15 protein-coding genes, 1 tRNA gene and 2 pseudogenes are annotated in these 18,604 nt (G+C 60.3%); 7 read left to right on the plus strand and 11 right to left on the minus strand.

Going from position 1 to position 18,604, the window contains the following annotated elements; translation table 11 throughout:
* The 5 genes and pseudogenes from ACTD9P_RS09760 to ACTD9P_RS09780 all read left to right on the plus strand — a co-directional run.
* Positions 1-140: pseudogene (locus ACTD9P_RS09760) on the plus strand (group II intron reverse transcriptase/maturase); the annotation flags it as partial.
* A gap of 645 nt (positions 141-785) precedes the next feature.
* Positions 786-1,295 (plus strand): annotated as a pseudogene (locus ACTD9P_RS09765) (group II intron maturase-specific domain-containing protein); the annotation flags it as partial.
* Between the two features lie 219 nt (positions 1,296-1,514).
* Positions 1,515-2,804, plus strand: coding sequence for a GGDEF domain-containing protein (locus ACTD9P_RS09770; RefSeq protein ID WP_438867569.1), 1,290 nt, complete (start codon positions 1,515-1,517; stop codon positions 2,802-2,804).
* Between the two features lie 90 nt (positions 2,805-2,894).
* Positions 2,895-4,664 carry an acyl-CoA dehydrogenase C-terminal domain-containing protein gene (locus ACTD9P_RS09775; RefSeq protein WP_438867570.1) on the plus strand — a complete coding sequence of 590 codons (1,770 nt, stop codon included), beginning with the start codon at positions 2,895-2,897 and terminating at the stop codon, positions 4,662-4,664.
* Positions 4,665-4,833: 169 nt separating this feature from the next.
* Positions 4,834-6,612, plus strand: coding sequence for an acyl-CoA dehydrogenase C-terminal domain-containing protein (locus ACTD9P_RS09780; protein ID WP_438867571.1), 1,779 nt, complete (start codon positions 4,834-4,836; stop codon positions 6,610-6,612).
* Positions 6,613-6,838: 226 nt separating this feature from the next.
* Here the strand turns inward: ACTD9P_RS09780 and ACTD9P_RS09785 are convergent, their stop codons facing one another.
* Complete coding sequence (locus ACTD9P_RS09785) at positions 6,839-7,738, minus strand: LysR family transcriptional regulator (RefSeq protein WP_138813587.1); 900 nt, start codon at positions 7,736-7,738, stop codon at positions 6,839-6,841.
* Between the two features lie 209 nt (positions 7,739-7,947).
* Between ACTD9P_RS09785 and ACTD9P_RS09790 the strand changes: the two genes are divergently transcribed.
* Together ACTD9P_RS09790 and ACTD9P_RS09795 are read left to right on the plus strand one after the other, a co-directional pair.
* Entirely contained in the window at positions 7,948-9,210 is a 1,263-nt protein-coding gene (locus ACTD9P_RS09790; RefSeq protein ID WP_438867572.1) for an aspartate aminotransferase family protein, read from the plus strand.
* Positions 9,211-9,391: 181 nt separating this feature from the next.
* Positions 9,392-9,550, plus strand: coding sequence for a YqaE/Pmp3 family membrane protein (locus tag ACTD9P_RS09795; RefSeq protein WP_003194776.1), 159 nt, complete (start codon positions 9,392-9,394; stop codon positions 9,548-9,550).
* A gap of 5 nt (positions 9,551-9,555) precedes the next feature.
* Here ACTD9P_RS09795 and pqqE read toward each other — a convergent pair whose 3' ends face one another.
* The 10 genes from pqqE to ACTD9P_RS09845 all read right to left on the minus strand — a co-directional run bounded on the left by pqqE (position 9,556) and on the right by ACTD9P_RS09845 (position 18,602).
* Positions 9,556-10,686 carry a pyrroloquinoline quinone biosynthesis protein PqqE gene (gene pqqE / locus ACTD9P_RS09800; RefSeq protein WP_017138040.1) on the minus strand — a complete coding sequence of 377 codons (1,131 nt, stop codon included), beginning with the start codon at positions 10,684-10,686 and terminating at the stop codon, positions 9,556-9,558.
* Positions 10,679-10,954 (minus strand): pyrroloquinoline quinone biosynthesis peptide chaperone PqqD, encoded by a 276-nt coding sequence (pqqD, locus tag ACTD9P_RS09805; RefSeq protein ID WP_438867573.1) that lies wholly within the window; start codon positions 10,952-10,954, stop codon positions 10,679-10,681. The genes pqqE and pqqD overlap by 8 nt, the downstream gene beginning before the upstream one ends.
* Complete coding sequence (gene pqqC, locus ACTD9P_RS09810) at positions 10,951-11,703, minus strand: pyrroloquinoline-quinone synthase PqqC (RefSeq protein ID WP_017138042.1); 753 nt, start codon at positions 11,701-11,703, stop codon at positions 10,951-10,953. The genes pqqD and pqqC overlap by 4 nt, the downstream gene beginning before the upstream one ends.
* 11 nt (positions 11,704-11,714) lie before the next feature.
* On the minus strand, positions 11,715-12,626 hold the full coding sequence (gene pqqB / locus ACTD9P_RS09815; RefSeq protein WP_032883902.1) for a pyrroloquinoline quinone biosynthesis protein PqqB: 912 nt from the start codon (positions 12,624-12,626) through the stop codon (positions 11,715-11,717).
* A 71-nt stretch (positions 12,627-12,697) separates the two neighbouring features.
* A complete protein-coding gene (gene pqqA, locus ACTD9P_RS09820) occupies positions 12,698-12,772 on the minus strand; it encodes a pyrroloquinoline quinone precursor peptide PqqA (RefSeq protein WP_003194766.1) in 75 nt (24 codons plus the stop codon).
* 158 nt (positions 12,773-12,930) lie between these two features.
* Entirely contained in the window at positions 12,931-15,288 is a 2,358-nt protein-coding gene (pqqF, locus tag ACTD9P_RS09825) for a pyrroloquinoline quinone biosynthesis protein PqqF (RefSeq protein ID WP_438867575.1), read from the minus strand.
* A 48-nt stretch (positions 15,289-15,336) separates the two neighbouring features.
* Positions 15,337-16,131 carry a carbon-nitrogen hydrolase family protein gene (locus ACTD9P_RS09830; protein ID WP_438867576.1) on the minus strand — a complete coding sequence of 265 codons (795 nt, stop codon included), beginning with the start codon at positions 16,129-16,131 and terminating at the stop codon, positions 15,337-15,339.
* 10 nt (positions 16,132-16,141) lie between these two features.
* A complete protein-coding gene (locus ACTD9P_RS09835; RefSeq protein WP_438867577.1) occupies positions 16,142-17,845 on the minus strand; it encodes a flavin monoamine oxidase family protein in 1,704 nt (567 codons plus the stop codon).
* 146 nt (positions 17,846-17,991) lie between these two features.
* Complete coding sequence (locus tag ACTD9P_RS09840; RefSeq protein WP_058420501.1) at positions 17,992-18,438, minus strand: Lrp/AsnC family transcriptional regulator; 447 nt, start codon at positions 18,436-18,438, stop codon at positions 17,992-17,994.
* An 87-nt stretch (positions 18,439-18,525) separates the two neighbouring features.
* Positions 18,526-18,602, minus strand: a tRNA-Ile gene (locus ACTD9P_RS09845).
* Positions 18,603-18,604 lie beyond the last annotated feature (2 nt).

Genomic DNA, 18,604 nt, shown 5'->3' on the forward strand with positions numbered 1-18,604 from the left:
AATCTGCCTTTAACGGTCGAGGCCCATGGTGGAACTCGGGAGCGTCACACATGAATCAGGCGCTGCCGAAGAAACTGTGGGACAGCCTCGGACTGGTCTCAATACTGGATACGATAAACCGGCTTAATCGCATAACCTGAACCGCCGTATACGGAACCGTACGTACGGTGGTGTGAGAGGACGGCGGATGTGAATCCGCCTCCTACTCTATGTGCGCCAGGCATGGCGCGTTGCGCGAAGCGCAACCAGCTTGGCTGTGGTGGCCTCGCTGGTGACTTGGAGGTGAAAGTCCTCTACACACCCGGCAAGGGGAAGTGTTAGCCAGAGGCAAGGGTGTCGCGGGTGACTGCGAATCTGAAGGAAGCCCGAGGCAAAATGCTGGCCTGACGAACAGGAAGCGGATAGAGGCGGCGTAGCGGGGTAAGACGGCATAAATCGTTAAAGCCCAATACTTGCACGGAATGCTACGACGTATATCCGACAGGCATAAGCAGGAAGGTCGCGCGAATTACCCTGGGAGATCTGTAGGTTTGCCACTGTGCTACCGGCGTCGAGAGGCGACGGGATGAGCCTGCAGAAGTCAGCCGAGGCCGTAGTAAGTGGCGAAAAAAAAACCACGCCACCAAGGGCCGAACAGGTTATGCCGCCAGTAGGCGTCAGAGTCTCGCTGAATGTTGAAACGCAGAATATTCTCCAAGAGAAAACTGTTATCCCAAGTCCCGGACGGTACCCGAGGATGACGGCTGACAGGGCGCAAACATCGGCGACGTCTGTGACGTGGACGAACGCGGAACCGGGAAAAGAGCCACGTGGCACGGCCATGGGGTTGCGATTACCTGGGTTACGGGATGAGCTGGCATCAACAGCCGAGGCTAAGAGTGGCAACGATGAGCCTGGGCCGCTTGCGTGATCGACTCAGAGTTCTTCTGCGCGGAGCGCGGGGTTGCAAGATGGTCAGGACTATCGAGCGAATAAACCCTGTTTTGCGCGGTTGGGCGGGCTACTTCAAGCTGAGTCAGGGCAAAAGGGCCCTCGAAAAGTTGGACGGCTGGGTGCGGCATAAACTTCGGTGTGTCCTGTGGCGCCAATGGAAACGGCCCTCCACGAGGGCGCGTAACCTAATACGCTTGGGGCTCACTGAAGATCGCGCCTGTAAATCTGCCTTTAACGGTCGAGGCCCATGGTGGAACTCGGGAGCGTCACACATGAATCAGGCGCTGCCGAAGAAACTGTGGGACAGCCTCGGACTGGTCTCAATACTGGATACGATAAACCGGCTTAATCGCATAACCTGAACCGCCGTATACGGAACCGTACGTACGGTGGTGTGAGAGGACGGCGGATGTGAATCCGCCTCCTACTCTATGCGCGATAAAAAACACAGCACAGCACTCAGGGATTGCCTTTGGCTGCCGTTACAGTGATGGCAATGTGATACAGGTCACATTGAATGTGCTTAACTGTGCTCAGTGAAGGCACTGTGCCATCTTTCTGAGCGGGTCGGAGCTTTACCCTTGTCACGCGTGTCCGCTGTACGTTTCAGTCATTTTCTTCCTTCGTTGCTGCTGTTGCTGGCCGGGCTCTCGGCTGCGTATATCAAAGACCTCAACGTGTTTTTCACCTCGCTGTTCAATGTGCTGCCGACCTTGGTGCTGTTGCTCGGCGGAGCCTATTGCGCGGTGTATCGGCGTCAGCGTGAACTGTTTTTGATGATCACGGTGTACGTCGTTTACTTCCTGCTCGACACCCAGACCGATTACTACCGCGACAACGGGCGCGTTCGCGAAGACGCCGCCGTGGTGTTCCATCTGTGTTGCTTGCTGTTGCCGTTGTTGTTCAGCATTTACGCGTTGTGGCAGGAGAAAACCCACCTGTTCCGCGACTTCGTGGCGCGCTGCGCCGTGCTCTTTGCGTTCGGCAGCGTGGCACTGGCGCTTGAACAGAGTTTTCCCCAGGCCTTGCTGAGCTGGCTGGCGGAGATTCGCTGGCCGGCGCTGCATGGCAGTTGGATGAGCCTGATCCAGCTGTCGTACCCGATGTTCCTGATTGGCTTTGTCACCCTGGCGGCGCAGTACTGGTATCAGCCGCGGCCCTTGCACGCGGCGCAACTGGTGGGTTTGCTGGGGTTGTTCTGGATGTTGCCGCAAACCTTCATCCTGCCGTTCACCCTGAACATCATGTGCAGCCAGGTAATGCTGATGATTGCCGCGGGTGTGGCACACGAGGCTTATCAGATGGCCTTTCGCGATGAACTCACCGGCCTGCCGGGGCGGCGCGCGCTCAATGAGCGCATGCAACGGCTGGGGCGCAATTACGTACTGGCGATGAGTGACGTCGATCACTTCAAGCGCTTCAACGACACCCACGGCCACGATGTCGGTGACCAGGTGCTGCGGCTGGTGGCCAGCAAGCTGTCGAAGGTCAATGGCGGCGGGCGTGCCTATCGCTATGGCGGGGAAGAGTTTGCCGTGGTGTTCGCCGGCAAGACGTTGGACGAGTGCATGCCGCACCTGGAAGAGATCCGCGAGATCATCGCCAACTACGACATCAAGCTGCGCAACCCGGACCGCCCCCACGACGACCAACAGGGCCGCCAACGCCGGGCGGGCAGTGGCGCCTCGAGTGTGTCGGTGACGGTCAGCATCGGCGTGGCCGAGCGCCAGGCCGAACAGCGCACGCCCGAAGAAGTGCTCAAGTCCGCCGACCAGGCGCTCTACGCCGCCAAGGGCGCCGGGCGTAACTGCGTGGTCGCGTCTGGCCAGAACCGCCGTGGCGCGGTGCGCATGGAGAGCGCTGCCGGTTGAGTGATGGCGGTGTATTCAGCGGTTCTACAGTGATTGTTCGGGGCGGTGGCCGGCAGTAGGTTGAAGGTATCTGCTGCCGGAGACATTGCCATGCCTGACTACAAAGCTCCCCTGCGCGATATGCGCTTTCTGATCGACAACGTGTTTGATTTTCACGGCCATTACGCCGCGCTGGGCGCCACCGACGCAAGCCCGGATATGGTCAGCGCGATCCTCGAAGAAGGCGCCAAATTCTGCGAAAACGTGTTGTCGCCGCTTAATCGCATTGGCGATGAAGAGGGTTGCCACTTCGACAACGGCGTGGTCACTACGCCCAAGGGCTTCAAGCAAGCCTTCGCCCAGTACGTGGAAGGCGGCTGGCATGGCGTGGCGGCGGACCCGGCCTATGGCGGCCAGGGCTTGCCGCTGTCCCTGGGCCTGGTGCTCAGCGAGATGATCGGCTCCAGCAACACCTCCTGGGGCATGTACCCGGGCCTCACCCACGGCGCCATGTCGGCGATCCACGCCCACGGCACCGAGGAGCAGAAAGCTACGTTCCTGAGCAAACTCACCGCCGGCGAATGGACCGGCACCATGTGCCTCACCGAAGCCCATTGCGGCACCGACCTGGGCCTGATCAAGACCCGCGCCGTGCCCCAGGCGGATGGCAGTTACGCGATCACCGGCAGCAAGATCTTCATCTCGGCCGGCGAACACGACATGAGCGCCAATATCATTCACTTGGTGCTGGCCAAACTGCCGGACGCTCCGGCGGGCACCAAAGGTATCTCGTTGTTTATCGTGCCCAAGTTCCACGCCGATTCAGGCGAGCGCAACGCGGTGCACTGCGGCTCTATCGAGCACAAGATGGGCATCAAGGCCTCGGCCACCTGCGTGTTGAACTTCGACGGCGCCAAGGGCTTTTTGATTGGCGAGGCGAACAAAGGCTTGAACTGCATGTTCACCATGATGAACCACGCACGCCTGGGCACTGGCATGCAGGGTTTGTGCAATGGCGAGGCAAGCTTCCAGGGTGCGATCAAATACGCCAACGACCGCCTGCAAATGCGCTCGCTGACCGGCGCCAAGGCCCCGGATAAAGCCGCCGACCCGATCATCGTGCACGCCGACGTGCGGCGCATGTTGCTGACCATGAAGGCCTTCAACGAAGGCAATCGGGCGCTGACCTACTTCACCGCGCAATTGCTCGACACCGCGCACTTGAGCAGTGACGCCGCCCAACGCCAGGAGGCCGAAGATCTGTTGGCGTTCCTCACACCTATCTGCAAAGCCTTTATGACCGAAACCGGGCTGGAGGTGACCAACCACGGTATGCAGGTGTTCGGTGGCCATGGCTACATTCGCGAATGGGGCATGGAGCAACTGGCGCGTGATGCGCGGATTGCGCCGATCTATGAAGGCACCAATGGCATTCAGGCGCTCGACTTGCTGGGCCGTAAGGTACTGGGCAGCCAGGGCAAGTTGCTGCGTGGGTTTACCAAGCTTGTGCATAAGTTCTGCGCGGCAAATGCCGAGCATCCGCAGCTCAAGGCCCAGGTGGAGCAGCTCAACCAACTGAACCAGCAATGGGGCGAGTTGACGATGAAGGTCGGCATGGCCGCCATGAAAAACCCGGATGAAGTGGGCGCGGCGGCGCTGGATTACTTGATGTACAGCGGTTACATCATTCTGGCGTACCTTTGGTTGCGCATGGCGATTGCGGCGCAGTCACAGGACGACGCAGAGTTCGCCCAGGCCAAATTGGCCACCTGCGATTTTTACTTCAAGCGCCTGTTGCCACGTACCGCAACGCACCGCGCCGCTGTGGAGGCGGGCAGTGAGTGCCTGATGAGTTTGCCGGCGCAGTTGTTTGCGCTGTAAAGGTGCCTGATTCACCGCTGGTCAAATGTGGGAGCGGGCTCTTTGTGTGACTTATAAATACTGTTTGGTCACTAACAGACCCTATGTGTCTCAAATGTTGTTCGGGTACACTCGGAGCCTGTAAAACCGATCCTATCGAATCACTTTTCATGTTCTCACGAGGTTTGCCATGGCTGATTACAAAGCGCCGCTGCGTGATATGCGCTTCGTCCTCAACGAAGTTTTTGAGGTCGCCAACACCTGGGCCCAATTGCCGGCATTGGCAGACACCGTAGATGCCGAAACCGTTGAGGCGATCCTTGAGGAAGCCGGCAAGGTCACGGCCAAATCCATCGCGCCGCTCAGCCGTAATGGCGACGAGCAAGGTTGCCGTTGGGCGGACACTGCTGTCAGCACGCCGGATGGTTTCCCACAGGCTTACAAGACCTACGCCGAAGGTGGCTGGGTGGGCGTAGGCGGCGACCCGATCTTCGGCGGCATGGGCATGCCCAAGGCAGTTTCGGCCCAGGTTGAAGAGATGATCAACTCGTCGAGCCTGGCGTTTGGCCTGTATCCGATGCTGACCTCCGGCGCCTGCGTTTCCATCAACACCCACGCCAGCGAAGAGCTCAAGGCCACCTACCTGCCGAAAATGTACTCGGGTGAGTGGGCCGGTTCCATGTGCCTGACCGAAGCGCATGCCGGCACCGACCTGGGAATGATCCGCACCAAGGCCGAGCCGCAGGCGGACGGGTCCTACACCATCAGTGGCACCAAGATCTTTATCACCGGCGGCGAGCATGACCTCACCGACAACATCATCCACCTGGTGCTGGCCAAGTTGCCGGATGCGCCGGCAGGGCCAAAGGGTATCTCGCTGTTCCTGGTGCCGAAGTTCATGGTCAATGCCGACGGCAGCCTGGGCGCGCGCAACCCGGTGAGCTGTGGCTCGATCGAGCACAAGATGGGTATTCAGGCATCCGCGACCTGCGTGATGAACTTCGATGCAGCCGTGGGTTACCTGGTGGGCGAGCCGAACCGTGGCTTGGCGGCGATGTTCACCATGATGAACTACGAGCGTTTGGGCGTGGGTATCCAGGGCCTGGCGTCGGGTGAGCGCTCCTACCAGAACGCAATTGAATATGCGCGCGATCGTCTGCAAAGCCGTTCGCCGACCGGTGCCCAGGCCAAGGACAAAGTGGCCGACCCGATCATCGTGCACCCGGATGTGCGCCGCATGTTGCTGACCATGAAAGCGTCGAACGAAGGCGGTCGCGCGTTCTCCACCTACGTGGCCACGCAATTGGACATCGCCAAGTTCAGTGAAGACGCCGCCGCCCGCGAACGTGCGGACAACCTGGTGGCGCTGCTGACCCCTGTTGCCAAAGCCTTCCTCAGCGACCTTGGCCTGGAAACCACCGTGCTCGGCCAGCAGATCTTCGGCGGCCACGGTTACATCCGCGAGTGGGGCCAGGAGCAGTTGGTGCGTGATGTGCGCATCACGCAGATCTACGAAGGCACCAACGGCATTCAGGCGCTGGACTTGATGGGGCGCAAGATCGTTGGCAGCGGCGGGGCGTTCTACACCCTGTTTGCCGACGAGATCCGCCAGTTCATCGCTGCTTCAGGCGCAGAACTCGGTGAGTTCACCCGACCGCTCAGCGCAGCCGTGGATAACCTCGATGAGTTGACCGCCTGGGTACTGGACCGCGCCAAGACCAACCCGAATGAAATCGGTGCGGCTTCGGTTGAGTACCTGCACGCCTTTGGCTACATGGCCTATGCCTATATGTGGGCGCGCATGGCCAAGGCCGCGCTGGGCAAAGAAGCGCAAGAAGACTTCTATGCCAGCAAGCTGGGCACCGCGCGTTTCTACTTTGCCCGCCTGCTGCCGCGTATTCATTCGCTGAGTGCGTCGGTAAAAGCCGGTAGCGAATCATTGTTTTTGCTGGATGAAGCACTGTTTTAAGGGCTTGGAGGGCGTGTAAGCATTCTCTTACATGACGTGCTGCTATTCGTCCTCTATCGCCAAATTGGATCCACGGATAATCTACTTCACATGGACGTCGCGCAGGAAGCGCAAAGCAACAACAGGGACACGTAGGATTCTGCCAGGATGGCGGAGTGAAATGGATGTCAGGGAAACAGTCTGCAAAGCCCCGCTTCGGCGGGGTTTTCTTTTGCCCGCGAAAAAGTCAGGCGCTTGCCGACGGGGCATTCATCACGTCTTCCAGCAAGGTGCGCAACAGCGCCACCGTCGCTTGCTGGCGCTGCACGTCGCGGCAGACCAACCCTACTTTCAGCGGCACCCTGGGTTCGCTCAAGGGCTTCCACAGCAGCGCCTTGCTGTTGTGCTCATCCTGGGAGCGCCCCGGCAATACCGTGGCGAGCTGGGTATGGGGCAAGCTGTCGAGAATCCCTGCCATGGTATTCAACTCCGCCTGCACCTGAGGCCGTCGCCCCAGGTTGGATAACTGGCCTTGCCAGATCTGGCGCACCTGAAACTCTTCCCCCAACAGCAGCATCGGCAACTCCGCCGCCTGCTTCAGCGAGACTTTCTTGAATTCCCGCAGTGGATGGTCTTCAGGGATGACGACCTTCAGTTCATCTTCGTACAGCAACACGCCAGTCAACCCCGGCTGCCGGGGTGGCAGGTAGCTGATGCCGATATCCAACGAGCCGTTGAGCAAACGCCGCTCAATCTCAAGCCCAGTCAATTCATAGATCTGCACCACCAGATGCGGTTGGGCTTTGCGCACGCGCTCGAGCATCTGCGGGACCAGGCTGGTGTGCACAGTTTGCAGCACGCCAATGGCCAGGGTGCGCATCGCCTGACCCTTGAAGTTGCGCAACGCCTCGACGGCTTGCTGCATGCCATCGATCAGCGGCAAGGCGTGGTTATATAAGGTGTGTGCCGCCAGTGTGGGCAACAGGCGCTTGCTGCTGCGCTCGAACAGGCTCACATCCAGGTTCTGTTCCAGCTGGCGGATCTGTTGCGACAAGGCCGGTTGTGAGATCGACAGGCGCTCGGCGGCTCGGCCCACGTGGCCTTCCTCATACACCGCGACGAAATAACGCAGTTGCTTGAAATCCATAAGACTTACTTATCGAAAAAGCTGGAAAATCGAAATGGCCGATGGCCCCTCGGACGCCTAGTCTAGCGCCTATTCGCAGGGCTTACAGGGCCGGATCGGGCAATGAATAGCGTTTATGTTGATGGCGTTTACATAGGCAAGGCAAAACACTCCGCGTCAAGGTCTGCTGGGCCTGTCGACCAAGGTCCGGTTGCTATCGGGGGTAAATTGTGAATTTGTTCCGTCGACCTGCACCGAGCCTGGACGATCTGGTTCTCGATATACCGCGTGATGATCTCTCCAGCGAATGCCTGATGCCCACTGTGGCGCGCCCGGCCCAAGTCTTCGTGCGGGGCCAAGGCTCGTGGCTTTCGGACAGCGATGATCGTGCCTATCTGGACTTCAACCAGGGCGGCGCCGCCAATAGCTTCGGCCACAGCTCGCAGGTCGTGCTCACGGCTTTGGCTGAGCAGATGCAAACGTTGATCAACCCCGGCGTTGGCCTGTACAACCGGGCGCAACTCAATTTGGTCGACCGTCTGTGCCATCGCACCGGCAGCGACCAGGCTTACTTGCTCAACAGCGGGTCTGAAGCCTGTGAGGCAGCGATCAAGCTGGCGCGCAAGTGGGGCCAACTGCATCGCGGCGGTGCCCATCACATCATCACGGCCAGCGGCGGTTGCCATGGTCGTAGTTTCGCCAGCATGGCCGCGTCGGCGGGTGCTGGTAACAATCGTTTCGAGCCGCAATTGCCAGGCTTCAGCCACGTGCCTTTCAACGACCTGCCGGCCTTGCACGCCGCCGTCGATGCGCAAACAGTCGCGATCATGCTGGAGCCGATCCAAGGCGCAGCCGGGGTGATTCCTGCGACTGAGCATTACCTCAAAGGCGTTGAACGCCTGTGCCGCGAGCTGGGTATTCTGCTGATTCTTGACGAAGTGCAAACCGGCATTGGCCGCTGCGGGACATTGCTCGCTGAAGAACAGTACGGCGTGCGCGCAGACATCATCACGCTCGGCAAGGGCCTGGGCGGCGGTGTGCCGCTGGCCGCGCTGCTGGCGCGGGGCAAGGCCTGCTGTTTTGAAGTGGGCGAGCTGGAAGGTACGCATCACGGCAATGCGCTGATGGCGTCGGCGGGTGTCGCGGTACTCGACGCTGTGCTGGAAAGTGGCTTTCTCGAGCAGGTCCGCGAAGCCGGCTTGTACTTGGGAGAAGGGCTTGCCCGTTTGGCCTACCGTTATGACCATGGGCAATTACGCGGCAACGGGCTGATGTGGGGCCTGACGCTGTCGGACGATTGCGCAGAGGCGGTGGTAAAGGCTGCGCTGCACGAAGGCTTGATCCTCACGGCCGCGCAGCCTGACTGCTTGCGTTTTACCCCTGCCTTGAACATCAGCAAAAGCCATATCGACGAAATGCTCCTGCGCCTGGCGCGCGCCTTCTCCCGCGTGCGCACCGCACAACTGCAATGCCGCAAGGGCATCGCTGTTTAACCTCATATCCTGAACCGTCTCGCGGCATACGCGGCGCCTCCAGCCTGATTCTTTTGGCTGGGGGCGTTTTTTTGTCTGCTCACTTCAGGATGGCCCAATGCCAGATCCCACTGAACCCTCACGAACGCCCACGGTCGATTAGCTACACGGCTCACACGAGCCGATTTTTCGGAGCTGACCCATGGACATCATTCGTATCATCATCGCTATCCTGCTGCCGCCACTGGGTGTGTTCCTGCAAGTGGGTTTCGGCGGCGCGTTCTGGCTGAATATCCTGCTGACCCTGTGCGGTTACTTCCCCGGCATCATCCACGCGGTGTACATCATCGCCAAGCGCTGAGGCCGTCAACCTTTTGCAATGAGCCGTGAGTTGCGCTCGTTGCGAAAGGCCAACTGCTCGATGGTCTGGGTGGCATGTTCGGCTTCTTCCCGCGCCTTGAGGATGATGCCGTGCTGCTCGGACTTGCTGCACACCGGGTCGGCATTGCTCGCATCGCCTGTGAGCATGAACGCCTGGCACCGGCAGCCGCCAAAGTCCTTTTCCTTTTCATCGCATGAACGGCATGGCTCGGGCATCCAGTCGTAGCCGCGAAAGCGGTTGAAGCCAAACGAGTCGTACCAGATGTGTTGCATGCTGTGGTCGCGCACATTCGGAAATTGCACCGGCATCTGTCGGGCTCCGTGACAGGGCAGGGCGGTGCCGTCTGGTGTGACTGTCAGAAAGATACTGCCCCAGCCATTCATGCAGGCTTTTGGACGTTCCTCGTAGTAATCCGGCGTCACGAAAATGAGCTTGCACGGATGGCCTTCGGCTTCGAGCTTGGCGCGGTATTCGTTGGTGATGCGTTCGGCGCGAACCAGCTGTTCCTGGGTCGGCAACAAGCCCACACGATTGAGCTGCGCCCAGCCGTAGAACTGGCAGGTGGCAAGTTCGACGAAGTCCGCCTCCAGTGCGATGCACAGCTCGATAATGCGGTCGATCTTGTCGATATTGTGCCGATGAGTAACGAAATTCAGCACCATCGGGTAGCCGTGCGCCTTCACCGCGCGGGCCATTTCCAGCTTTTGTGCGAAGGCTTTTTTCGAGCCGGCGAGCAGGTTGTTTACCTGCTCATCGCTGGCCTGAAAACTGATCTGGATATGGTCCAGGCCCGCCTTCTTGAAGTCACTGATCTTCTGCTCGGTGAGGCCGATGCCAGAGGTGATCAGGTTGGTGTAAAAACCCAGCTTGCGCGCCTCGGCGATCAGTTCGGCAAGGTCCTGGCGCACCAGAGGTTCACCGCCGGAAAACCCCAGTTGTGCGGCGCCCATTTCCCGGGCTTCGCGAAACACTTTGATCCACTGCTCAGTGCTCAGCTCTTTACCCTGCTCGGCAAAATCCAGCGGGTTGGAGCAATACGGGCACTGCAACGGGCAGCGATAAGTCAGTTCGGCGAGCAACCACAGTGGCAGGCCGATCGGTGGCTTTTCAGGCAAGTTCGATCCAGTGCTCAGCACGGGCGACCTCCATGAATTGCTCGATGTCTTGACCGAGCTCAGGCACGCCGGGGAATTGCTTATCCAGCTCGGCGATGATGGCGGCCACGTCGCGTTCGCCGTCGATCAAGCCACCAATCAATGCGGCGCTGTCGTTGAGCTTGATCATGCCTTCGGGGTAGAGCAACACGTGGCCCTTTTGTGCGGGCTCGTACTGGAAACGATAGCCCTGGCGCCAGGTTGGTTTTCTGCTGCGATCAAAGCTCATAGGGTGATCCCTTTATGCCAGACCCGCTGCTCGGTCACACTGTGATACGGCGGGCGTTTGAGTTCGTAGGCCATGCTCATGGCATCCAGCATGCTCCACAGGATGTCGAGTTTGAACTGCAGGATTTCCAGCATGCGTTCCTGGCCTTCGCGAGTGGTGTAGTGCTGCAGCGTGATCGCCAAACCATGCTCAACGTCGCGACGCGCCTGGCCCAGGCGGGTGCGGAAATACTCATAACCGGCCGGGTCGATCCACGGGTAGTGCTGCGGCCAGCTATCGAGGCGCGACTGGTGGATCTGCGGCGCAAACAGTTCGGTCAGCGAGCTGCTGGCGGCTTCCTGCCAGCTGGCGCGGCGGGCAAAGTTGACGTAGGCATCCACCGCAAAACGCACACCGGGCAGCACCAGTTCCTGGGAGCGCAACTGGTCGGGGTCAAGGCCGACGGCCTGGCCCAGGCGCAGCCAGGCTTCGATACCGCCGTCTTCACCGGGCGCGCCGTCGTGGTCGAGCAGGCGCTGGATCCACTCGCGGCGGATCTCACGGTCCGGGCAGTTGGCCAGGATTGCCGCGTCTTTGAGCGGGATGTTCACCTGATAATAGAAACGGTTGGCGACCCAGCCCTGGATCTGCTCGCGAGTGGCGCGGCCTTCGTACATCGCCACGTGATACGGGTGATGGATATGGTAGAAGGCGCCTTTAGCCCGCAGGGCGGCTTCGAATTCGGCGGTGGTCAACGGTGTGTCAGTCACTTCGTCTGCTCCTACAATTCAATGCTCATGCCGTCGTAAGCCACTTCGACATTGCGCCGCACCAGCTCGGCGCGCTCTGGAGAGTCTTCATCGAGTATCGGGTTGGTGTTGTTGATGTGGATAAGCACCTTGCGCTGCTCAGGTAGCTGCTCCAGTACTTCGAGCATGCCGCCGGGGCCGTTTTGCGCCAGGTGGCCCATCTCGCGGCCGGTGCGGGTGCCGACGCCACGGCGCTGCATTTCATCGTCGTCCCACATCGTGCCGTCCACCAGCAGGCAGTCGCTGCCGGCCATGATTTCCAGCAGCGGCGCATCGACTTTGCCCAGGCCCGGCGCGTAGAACAGTTTGCCGCCAGTGCGCAGGTCTTCGACGATCAGGCCGATGTTATCGCCTGGGTGCGGGTCAAAACGGTGCGGCGAGTAGGGCGGCGCAGCGCTGCGCAGGGGCAGCGGGGTGAAGCGCAGGTTCGGGCAGGCCGGGATCGTGAAACTGGCGTCCAGCTCGATACGGTTCCAGGCCAGGCCGCCGTTCCAGTGGGTCAACATGGTGAACAGCGGGAAACCGGTGCTGAGGTCTTCATGGACCATGTCGGTGCACCACACCTGATGCGGGCAGCCTTCGCGCAGGCTCAAGAGGCCGGTGGTGTGGTCGATCTGGCTGTCCATCAGGATGATTGCGCTGATGCCGGTATCGCGCAGGGCACGGCCGGGTTGCATGGGCGCAAAGCCTTGCAGTTGCGCACGGATATCCGGCGAAGCATTGCACAGCACCCAGTTCACGCCATCGTCGGAGATCGCGATGGACGATTGGGTACGCGCCTGGGCGCGCAGGCTGCCGTCGCGAAAGCCTGCGCAGTTCACGCAGTTGCAGTTCCACTGCGGGAAGCCCCCGCCGGCGGCGGAACCTAGAATCTGGACAAACATGATTGCTCCATCACGCAAAGCTCAAAACAAAAACGCCCCGGGCGAACCGAGGCGTTGTATTACTCAGCCAATCAACGGCTGGCGAAGTACATGGTGACTTCGAAACCGATACGCAGATCAGTGTAAGCGGGTTTGGACCAGGTCATATTCATACTCCTACCAAGGGATGGGACGTTCACTACCAAGTAATACATATAGTCCACCTCCTATCGGAGATGTTCAGATATTGCGCATGAATATTACGCAATTCTTTTCAAGTTAGCGCTGTCTTGACGGAAAAAGCCTGTTGCAGGGTTGGCAACGATCAGGCGGCTGGCTGCCAGGCGTCGTTGATGCGCGGGCCGTTGGCCACGCAACGCCAGCCGCCGGTCGCGTCGTTGAGTTGCTGGGCCGCGCGCAGTACATCCTCGCGTGTGCGGTTTTGTATCAACTCTTGTAGCAGCTCCAGGTAACCCGACGGATGGCCCGCCAACTGCGCCTGCCACAGCAGCTCGGCGGCCTGGCTGAGCGGCAGTTGCTGGGCACTGAATTGCTGCGCCAAGGCCTGGTTGCCCAGGTCTAGGCTGTTGTCGATTAACGCCGGTAATTGCTTCAGAAAGCTTTGCAGGTGATCGATGATCCCGCTCAGTGAAATGCTGGGGGATTGCACGCCAAATAGCAGCCCGGTTTGCCCGTTGACCTGTCGGATGCCGCTGAATACCGCGTAGCCGATTTGTAGCTCAACCCGCAGACGCTGGTAAAAAGGCCCTTGGAGTAGATGCCCAAGCAGTCGCCAGGCGGCTTCATCGGCCAGGGAAGGCGTGGGCGTGGGGCAAAAAAGCAGTAGAGCAGCTTCGTTGGAATCGGTTTTCACCTCGTGCCAGAGTTTCTGACCGGCGAGGGGCTGCGGCGTGCGTTCAATACTTGTCGGCTGACCCGGTAGCCGCGCTGCGGCAATTTTGATCGCGGCTTCACAAGCGGCCGGTAATCCAAAGCCGAGCCCATGCCATCGAGCCGTCGCCCATGAAGCGGGCCCAGAGCGAGTATCAGAGCAGCAAGCGGGCAGCGCCTTGAGCAACGCTCGGATGGCGATCATCGGTGTCGCGGCGGGTGCTGCTTCTGGTGGCTGGCTTAAGCTCTGCGCCAATACGTCCAGAACAGCCGGCATGGGCTGGTGAAGACCGACCATCTTCACCAGGAAATCATTGCCGATCGTTTCGAAAGACAACTCAACACCGGCCTGCCGGGCATTCTCGCGCAATGGTTGTAACGTATGTTCCAACCCCACGGGCGCGGCGTTATCAAACCGCCATTGCAGATACAGCGCGCCTTCATCGGTGTCATCCGCCAATGCCTGGCTGAATGTCAGCGCCGACACCTCCCGCCGGCCTCGGGAGCGGTCTTGGGCGAAGGTGCGCAAGCCACGGTGGGCGCTGGTCTGGCCACGGATCAGCCCGGCGTGTTGTTCTTTGGCAGATGGACGCAGGAACGGGTTGCTGGGCGGCAACTGCCAAGGGTGTTGGGACGGTTTGAGTTGCAGCGAGTCCAGCAGCGCTTTCAGTGCGGCAGCGCCTTGTTGCGAAAGGTCTTCACGTTCATTTTGCACCACTGCCAGTGCGCTTTGGATCTGTTGCTGGCGAGCGTTCAACAAGGCGAACTCTTCACGCATAAATGCCCAATCGCTGTGTGCGAAAAAGCTCAGCCAGTCGTGCAGCAATGCTTCGATTTGCGTAGCCGAATCGTCTTGAGTAGTGAGGGTAAAGTCGATATCCAACACGGCTTGCCCGACGAACGCATAAAGCACGGACGCCTGCATTGCGCTGGCCAGTTTTCGTGCTTTCAGCTCAGCCAGTAAACCACCCGGCGCCGCAGCGTTGAGCCAGGTGCAGAGAAACTCCAGTGCTTGGCGCGGAGCGCCGCAGGTGATGACGTGGTGCAGGTGATTATCGGCGACGTGTTGATAGCCCCGCGCGTGGCCTGGCATCAATGCCGGCGGTGCGGTTTGTGGGCGCAGCGGGCCTGGGGCCAATTCGTCGCTGAAGCGCTGGGCCAACGCTTGCAGCTCTTCCAGTGACTGCGGGCCGGCAAGCCTCAACGTCATCTGCCCGCTCTGATAGAACTCGCGGTGAAATTCCCGCAGTGCCCGCTGAAACGCCTCACGCTCCACCGGCAGACTATCCCGGTTACCGGCATGAAAACCGCGCAGCGGATGGTCCGCCGCCAAGCCTTCCAGCAGCGCAACCTGCTGCTGCGCCTTGGCATCCTGGGACCAGGCCACAAACTCCGCCTGCAGCACTTCGCGTTCACGCACTTGATCTTCAATCGCCAGGCGCGGATGGGTGAGCATATCCGCCAGGCGCTCGAGTCCACCGGCAAAAGTTGGCTCTGGCAACTCAAAGAAAAAGTCCGTGGTGCGCTCGCGGGTGCTGGCGTTGACCTGCCCGCCCTGGCGCTGCACGTAAGCCATCAAGCCTTCGCTTGTGGGAAAGCGCGCGGTGCCGAGAAACAGCAAATGCTCAAGAAAATGCGCCAAGCCCGGCCACGCCAATGGCACGTCATGGCTGCCGGCGGCCACGCGCAACAGCGCGGCGCAACGCTTCAAGCGTGGCGCATGGCGCAAGGAAACCCGCAGGCCGTTGGCCAAGGTCAAGTCAAGATAATGAGGGTGGGCCGGCGCAGGCATGGGCACTTCCGAAACGTAGAATGTGCCTATGCTAACAAACCGTCTGGCTCAGGGCTTGTGCAGCGCGCCGTACAACTCTGGGCGACGGTCTTGCAGGTAGTGGTTGCCGGCGCGGGCATCCATGATCGACTGGCGATCCAGCGTACCGACGATCAACGCTTCATCCAATCCCGCCTGGGCGATTCGCTGGCCATTGGGTGCAGCAATACTGCTCTGCCCGCAGTACTGAATCTCGCCTTCGTGCCCACAGTAGTTGGCGTAGGCCACATAGCATTGGTTTTCAAAGGCCCGCGCCCGCACGGTCACGTCGGCAACAAAGTCGAACGGCACCATATTGGCTGTCGGCACCAGGATCACCTCGGCACCGGCCAGGGCCAGGCGACGGGTGTTTTCCGGGAACTCCAGGTCGTAGCAGATCAGAAACCCGAGCTTCCAGCCGTTAAGCTCCACCAGCGGGAAGTCATCTTCCCCGGCACTGAACATCGAGTGGTCCAGGTCGCCAAACAGATGAGTCTTGCGGTAGTTGCACAGGCGCTGGCCGTGGGCATCGATCAACTGCACGGCGTTGTAGATTTGCCCGTCCGCAGCCCGCTCCGGGTAACCGTAGAGGATTGCCAAGCCGGCGCTTTTGGCCAGATCGGCAATCGCCTGTGCCGATGGCCCATCCTGAGCTTCGGCGAGTGCGCCCACCGCTTCGGCACCGATGTTGTAGCCGCTGAGGAACATTTCCGGCAGCACCAGCACGTCGGCGCCGGTCGCTTCATGCGCCAACTGATGCAGGCGCTTGAGGTTACCGGCCACATCCAGCGGCAGCGGCGGGCATTGGTACAGGGCGACGCGCATGCTCAACTCCTTAATCGGCCAGGGCGATCGGGCCGATTTCGTCAAAGACATCACCTGGGCCCGGGTTTTCGGGGTGAGTGCTGCCGCCGAAGTGGGTCATGATGCCCCACACCGCGTTCAGCGAGGTTTGCACCGCGCCCTCGACCCACGCAGGCGTCCAGGATACGTCGTCACCGGCGATAAAGATCCCACGCTGTTCGGCGGGCATGTCCTTCTGCATAAAGTGCGCATACATGCGCTGGTTGTAGCGATAGTGGCCGGGCAACGCGCCTTTGAAGGCGCCGAGGAAATGCGGATCGGCTTCCCAGGACACGGTGATCGGGTCGCCGATGATGCGCGCCTTGATATCGACTTTCGGGTAGATCTTTTTCAGCGCGTCGAGGGCCAGCTTCACGCGCTTGTCGATGGGCTGCGGGAGCATCTTCAGCGCGTCGCTCATCCACGAATACGACAGGCAGATCACGCCGGGCTTGTCGTCACCGTTGTCGAACAGATAGGTGCCACGCGTGAGGCGGTCGGTGAGGGTCATGCTCATCAGGTCGCGGCCGGTCTCCGGGTCTTTGTCCTTCCAGAATGGGCGGTCGACCATCACGAAGGTTTTCGACGACTGCATGTAGCGCGTGCGGTCCAGCGCCATCCACATCTTTTGCGAGAACAGCGTTTCGTCGCATTCGATCTGAGTGGTCAGCAGCCAGCTTTGGCAGGTGGTCAGCACGGCGGCGTATTCGCGGGTGTCGCCGTAGTTGTCGGTCACCGCAAAGCGGCCATCGGCAGCGTGGGCAATGCGTTTTACCCCCGCCCGTGGCGCACCGCGATGCAAGGAGCTGAGGCTGGTGCCGGCGGGCCAATGGGCGCAACGCTCCGGCACATGGCGCCAGATGCCCATGGGCACTTGCGCTACGCCGCCAACCACCAGGTGTTGGTGATCGTCGCAGTTGGTCATCACCACGCGGAAGATTTCCAGCATCGAGTTGGGGAAATCCGAGTCCCAGCCACCCGTGCCGAAACCCACCTGGCCAAACACTTCACGGTGCGCGAACGACAGTTTGGCGAACGCCTTGGAAGTGGCGACGAAGTCATAGAAGGTGCGGTCGTCCCACAGCGGTACCAGCTTGTTCCACAGCGCCTTGAGGCGCGGCACGTCACGGTCGCGAATAGCTTGCTGGATATCACCGAACTGCGAGCCGGCCTCCAGCGCATCCGCCCAGGCATCGGCCACTTCCTGGAACAGTACCGGCAGGTCCGAGAGTTTCTGCGCGTAGTGGGTCTGGCCTTCGAGGTCGACCACTGTGCTGCCGGAAGCCGGCGTCAGTGGGTTAGGAAAAGGCTTGGTCTCCAGGCCCAGCTTGTCCACATAGTGGTAGAACGCGGTGGACGACACCGGAAAGCGCATGCCGCCCAGCTCGGCGATGATGCCTTCGGCGCCTTCAAAGGCCTGGGAACGCAAGCGCCCGCCCATCTTCGAGGCTTCATACACCACCGGCTTGAGGCCCAGCTTCATCAGTTCGTAGGCCGCCACCAGCCCCGCGATCCCGGCCCCCACAATTGCCACTTCCGCACCATGGTTGGCGGCGGGAATGCTACCCAGGCCGGCCGGGTGTTCAATCCAGTCATCAAAGGCAAACGGAAAATCCGGGCCGAAGATGGTGATAGGTTTTTTACCGTCGGCGGGATGGCGATTGGTCTTGCTGAGGGTGCTGGACGGAATGCTCATGGCTGACCTTACTGATGACTCGGCGGGATTCGGCCCGTTGAGTATAGGAAAAGATGGCAGCCAGTTTAGGGAGCGTAGCGTTCGTTATTAAGACGCAATGTGTCGTCGGATTGGATTGTTTTTAGTCAGAATGACGAAGTAGCTGGTCAAACTGGCTGGCCACGGTCCAATTTGTTACTGAGGATGATCGACGTGGTGGTTTTTTCCACGCCCTCGACGCTGCCGATCTGGTCCAGCAACTGGTCCAACTGCTCCGGCGAATCAGTGCGCAGCCAAGCCACGTAGTCGAACTCGCCACTCACCGCACACAACTGCTGCACCTGCGCCATGGCGCTCAACCGGCGCAACACTTCCTTGCCCGAGCGCGCCTGAACGGTAATGCCGACATACGCCTGCAAACCCCCATCGACCACACGCTGCCCGAGGCGCACGCCATAACCGGTGATCACCTGGGTTTTCTCCAGACGCGCCAGGCGCGACGTTACCGTGGTGCGCGCAATCCCCAACTGCCGGGCAAGCATGGCTACGCTTTCGCGTGCGTTGATCTGCAAGGCAGCGATCAATTGGCGATCGATTTCGTCGAGGGCGGGCAAGGGTGGGGCTCCAGTGCGAGGGCAGTGAGGCGGTATGTTACAGACTTCCAGACACGAAAAAGCCGCGCAATGCGCGGCTTTCTTGTTTGGTGGGCCCAGTAGGACTCGAACCTACGACCAAAGGATTATGAGTCCTCTGCTCTAACCAACTGAGCTATAGGCCCTC

Source organism: Pseudomonas onubensis, from assembly GCF_965653655.1.
In the GTDB taxonomy this organism is placed as follows: domain Bacteria; phylum Pseudomonadota; class Gammaproteobacteria; order Pseudomonadales; family Pseudomonadaceae; genus Aquipseudomonas.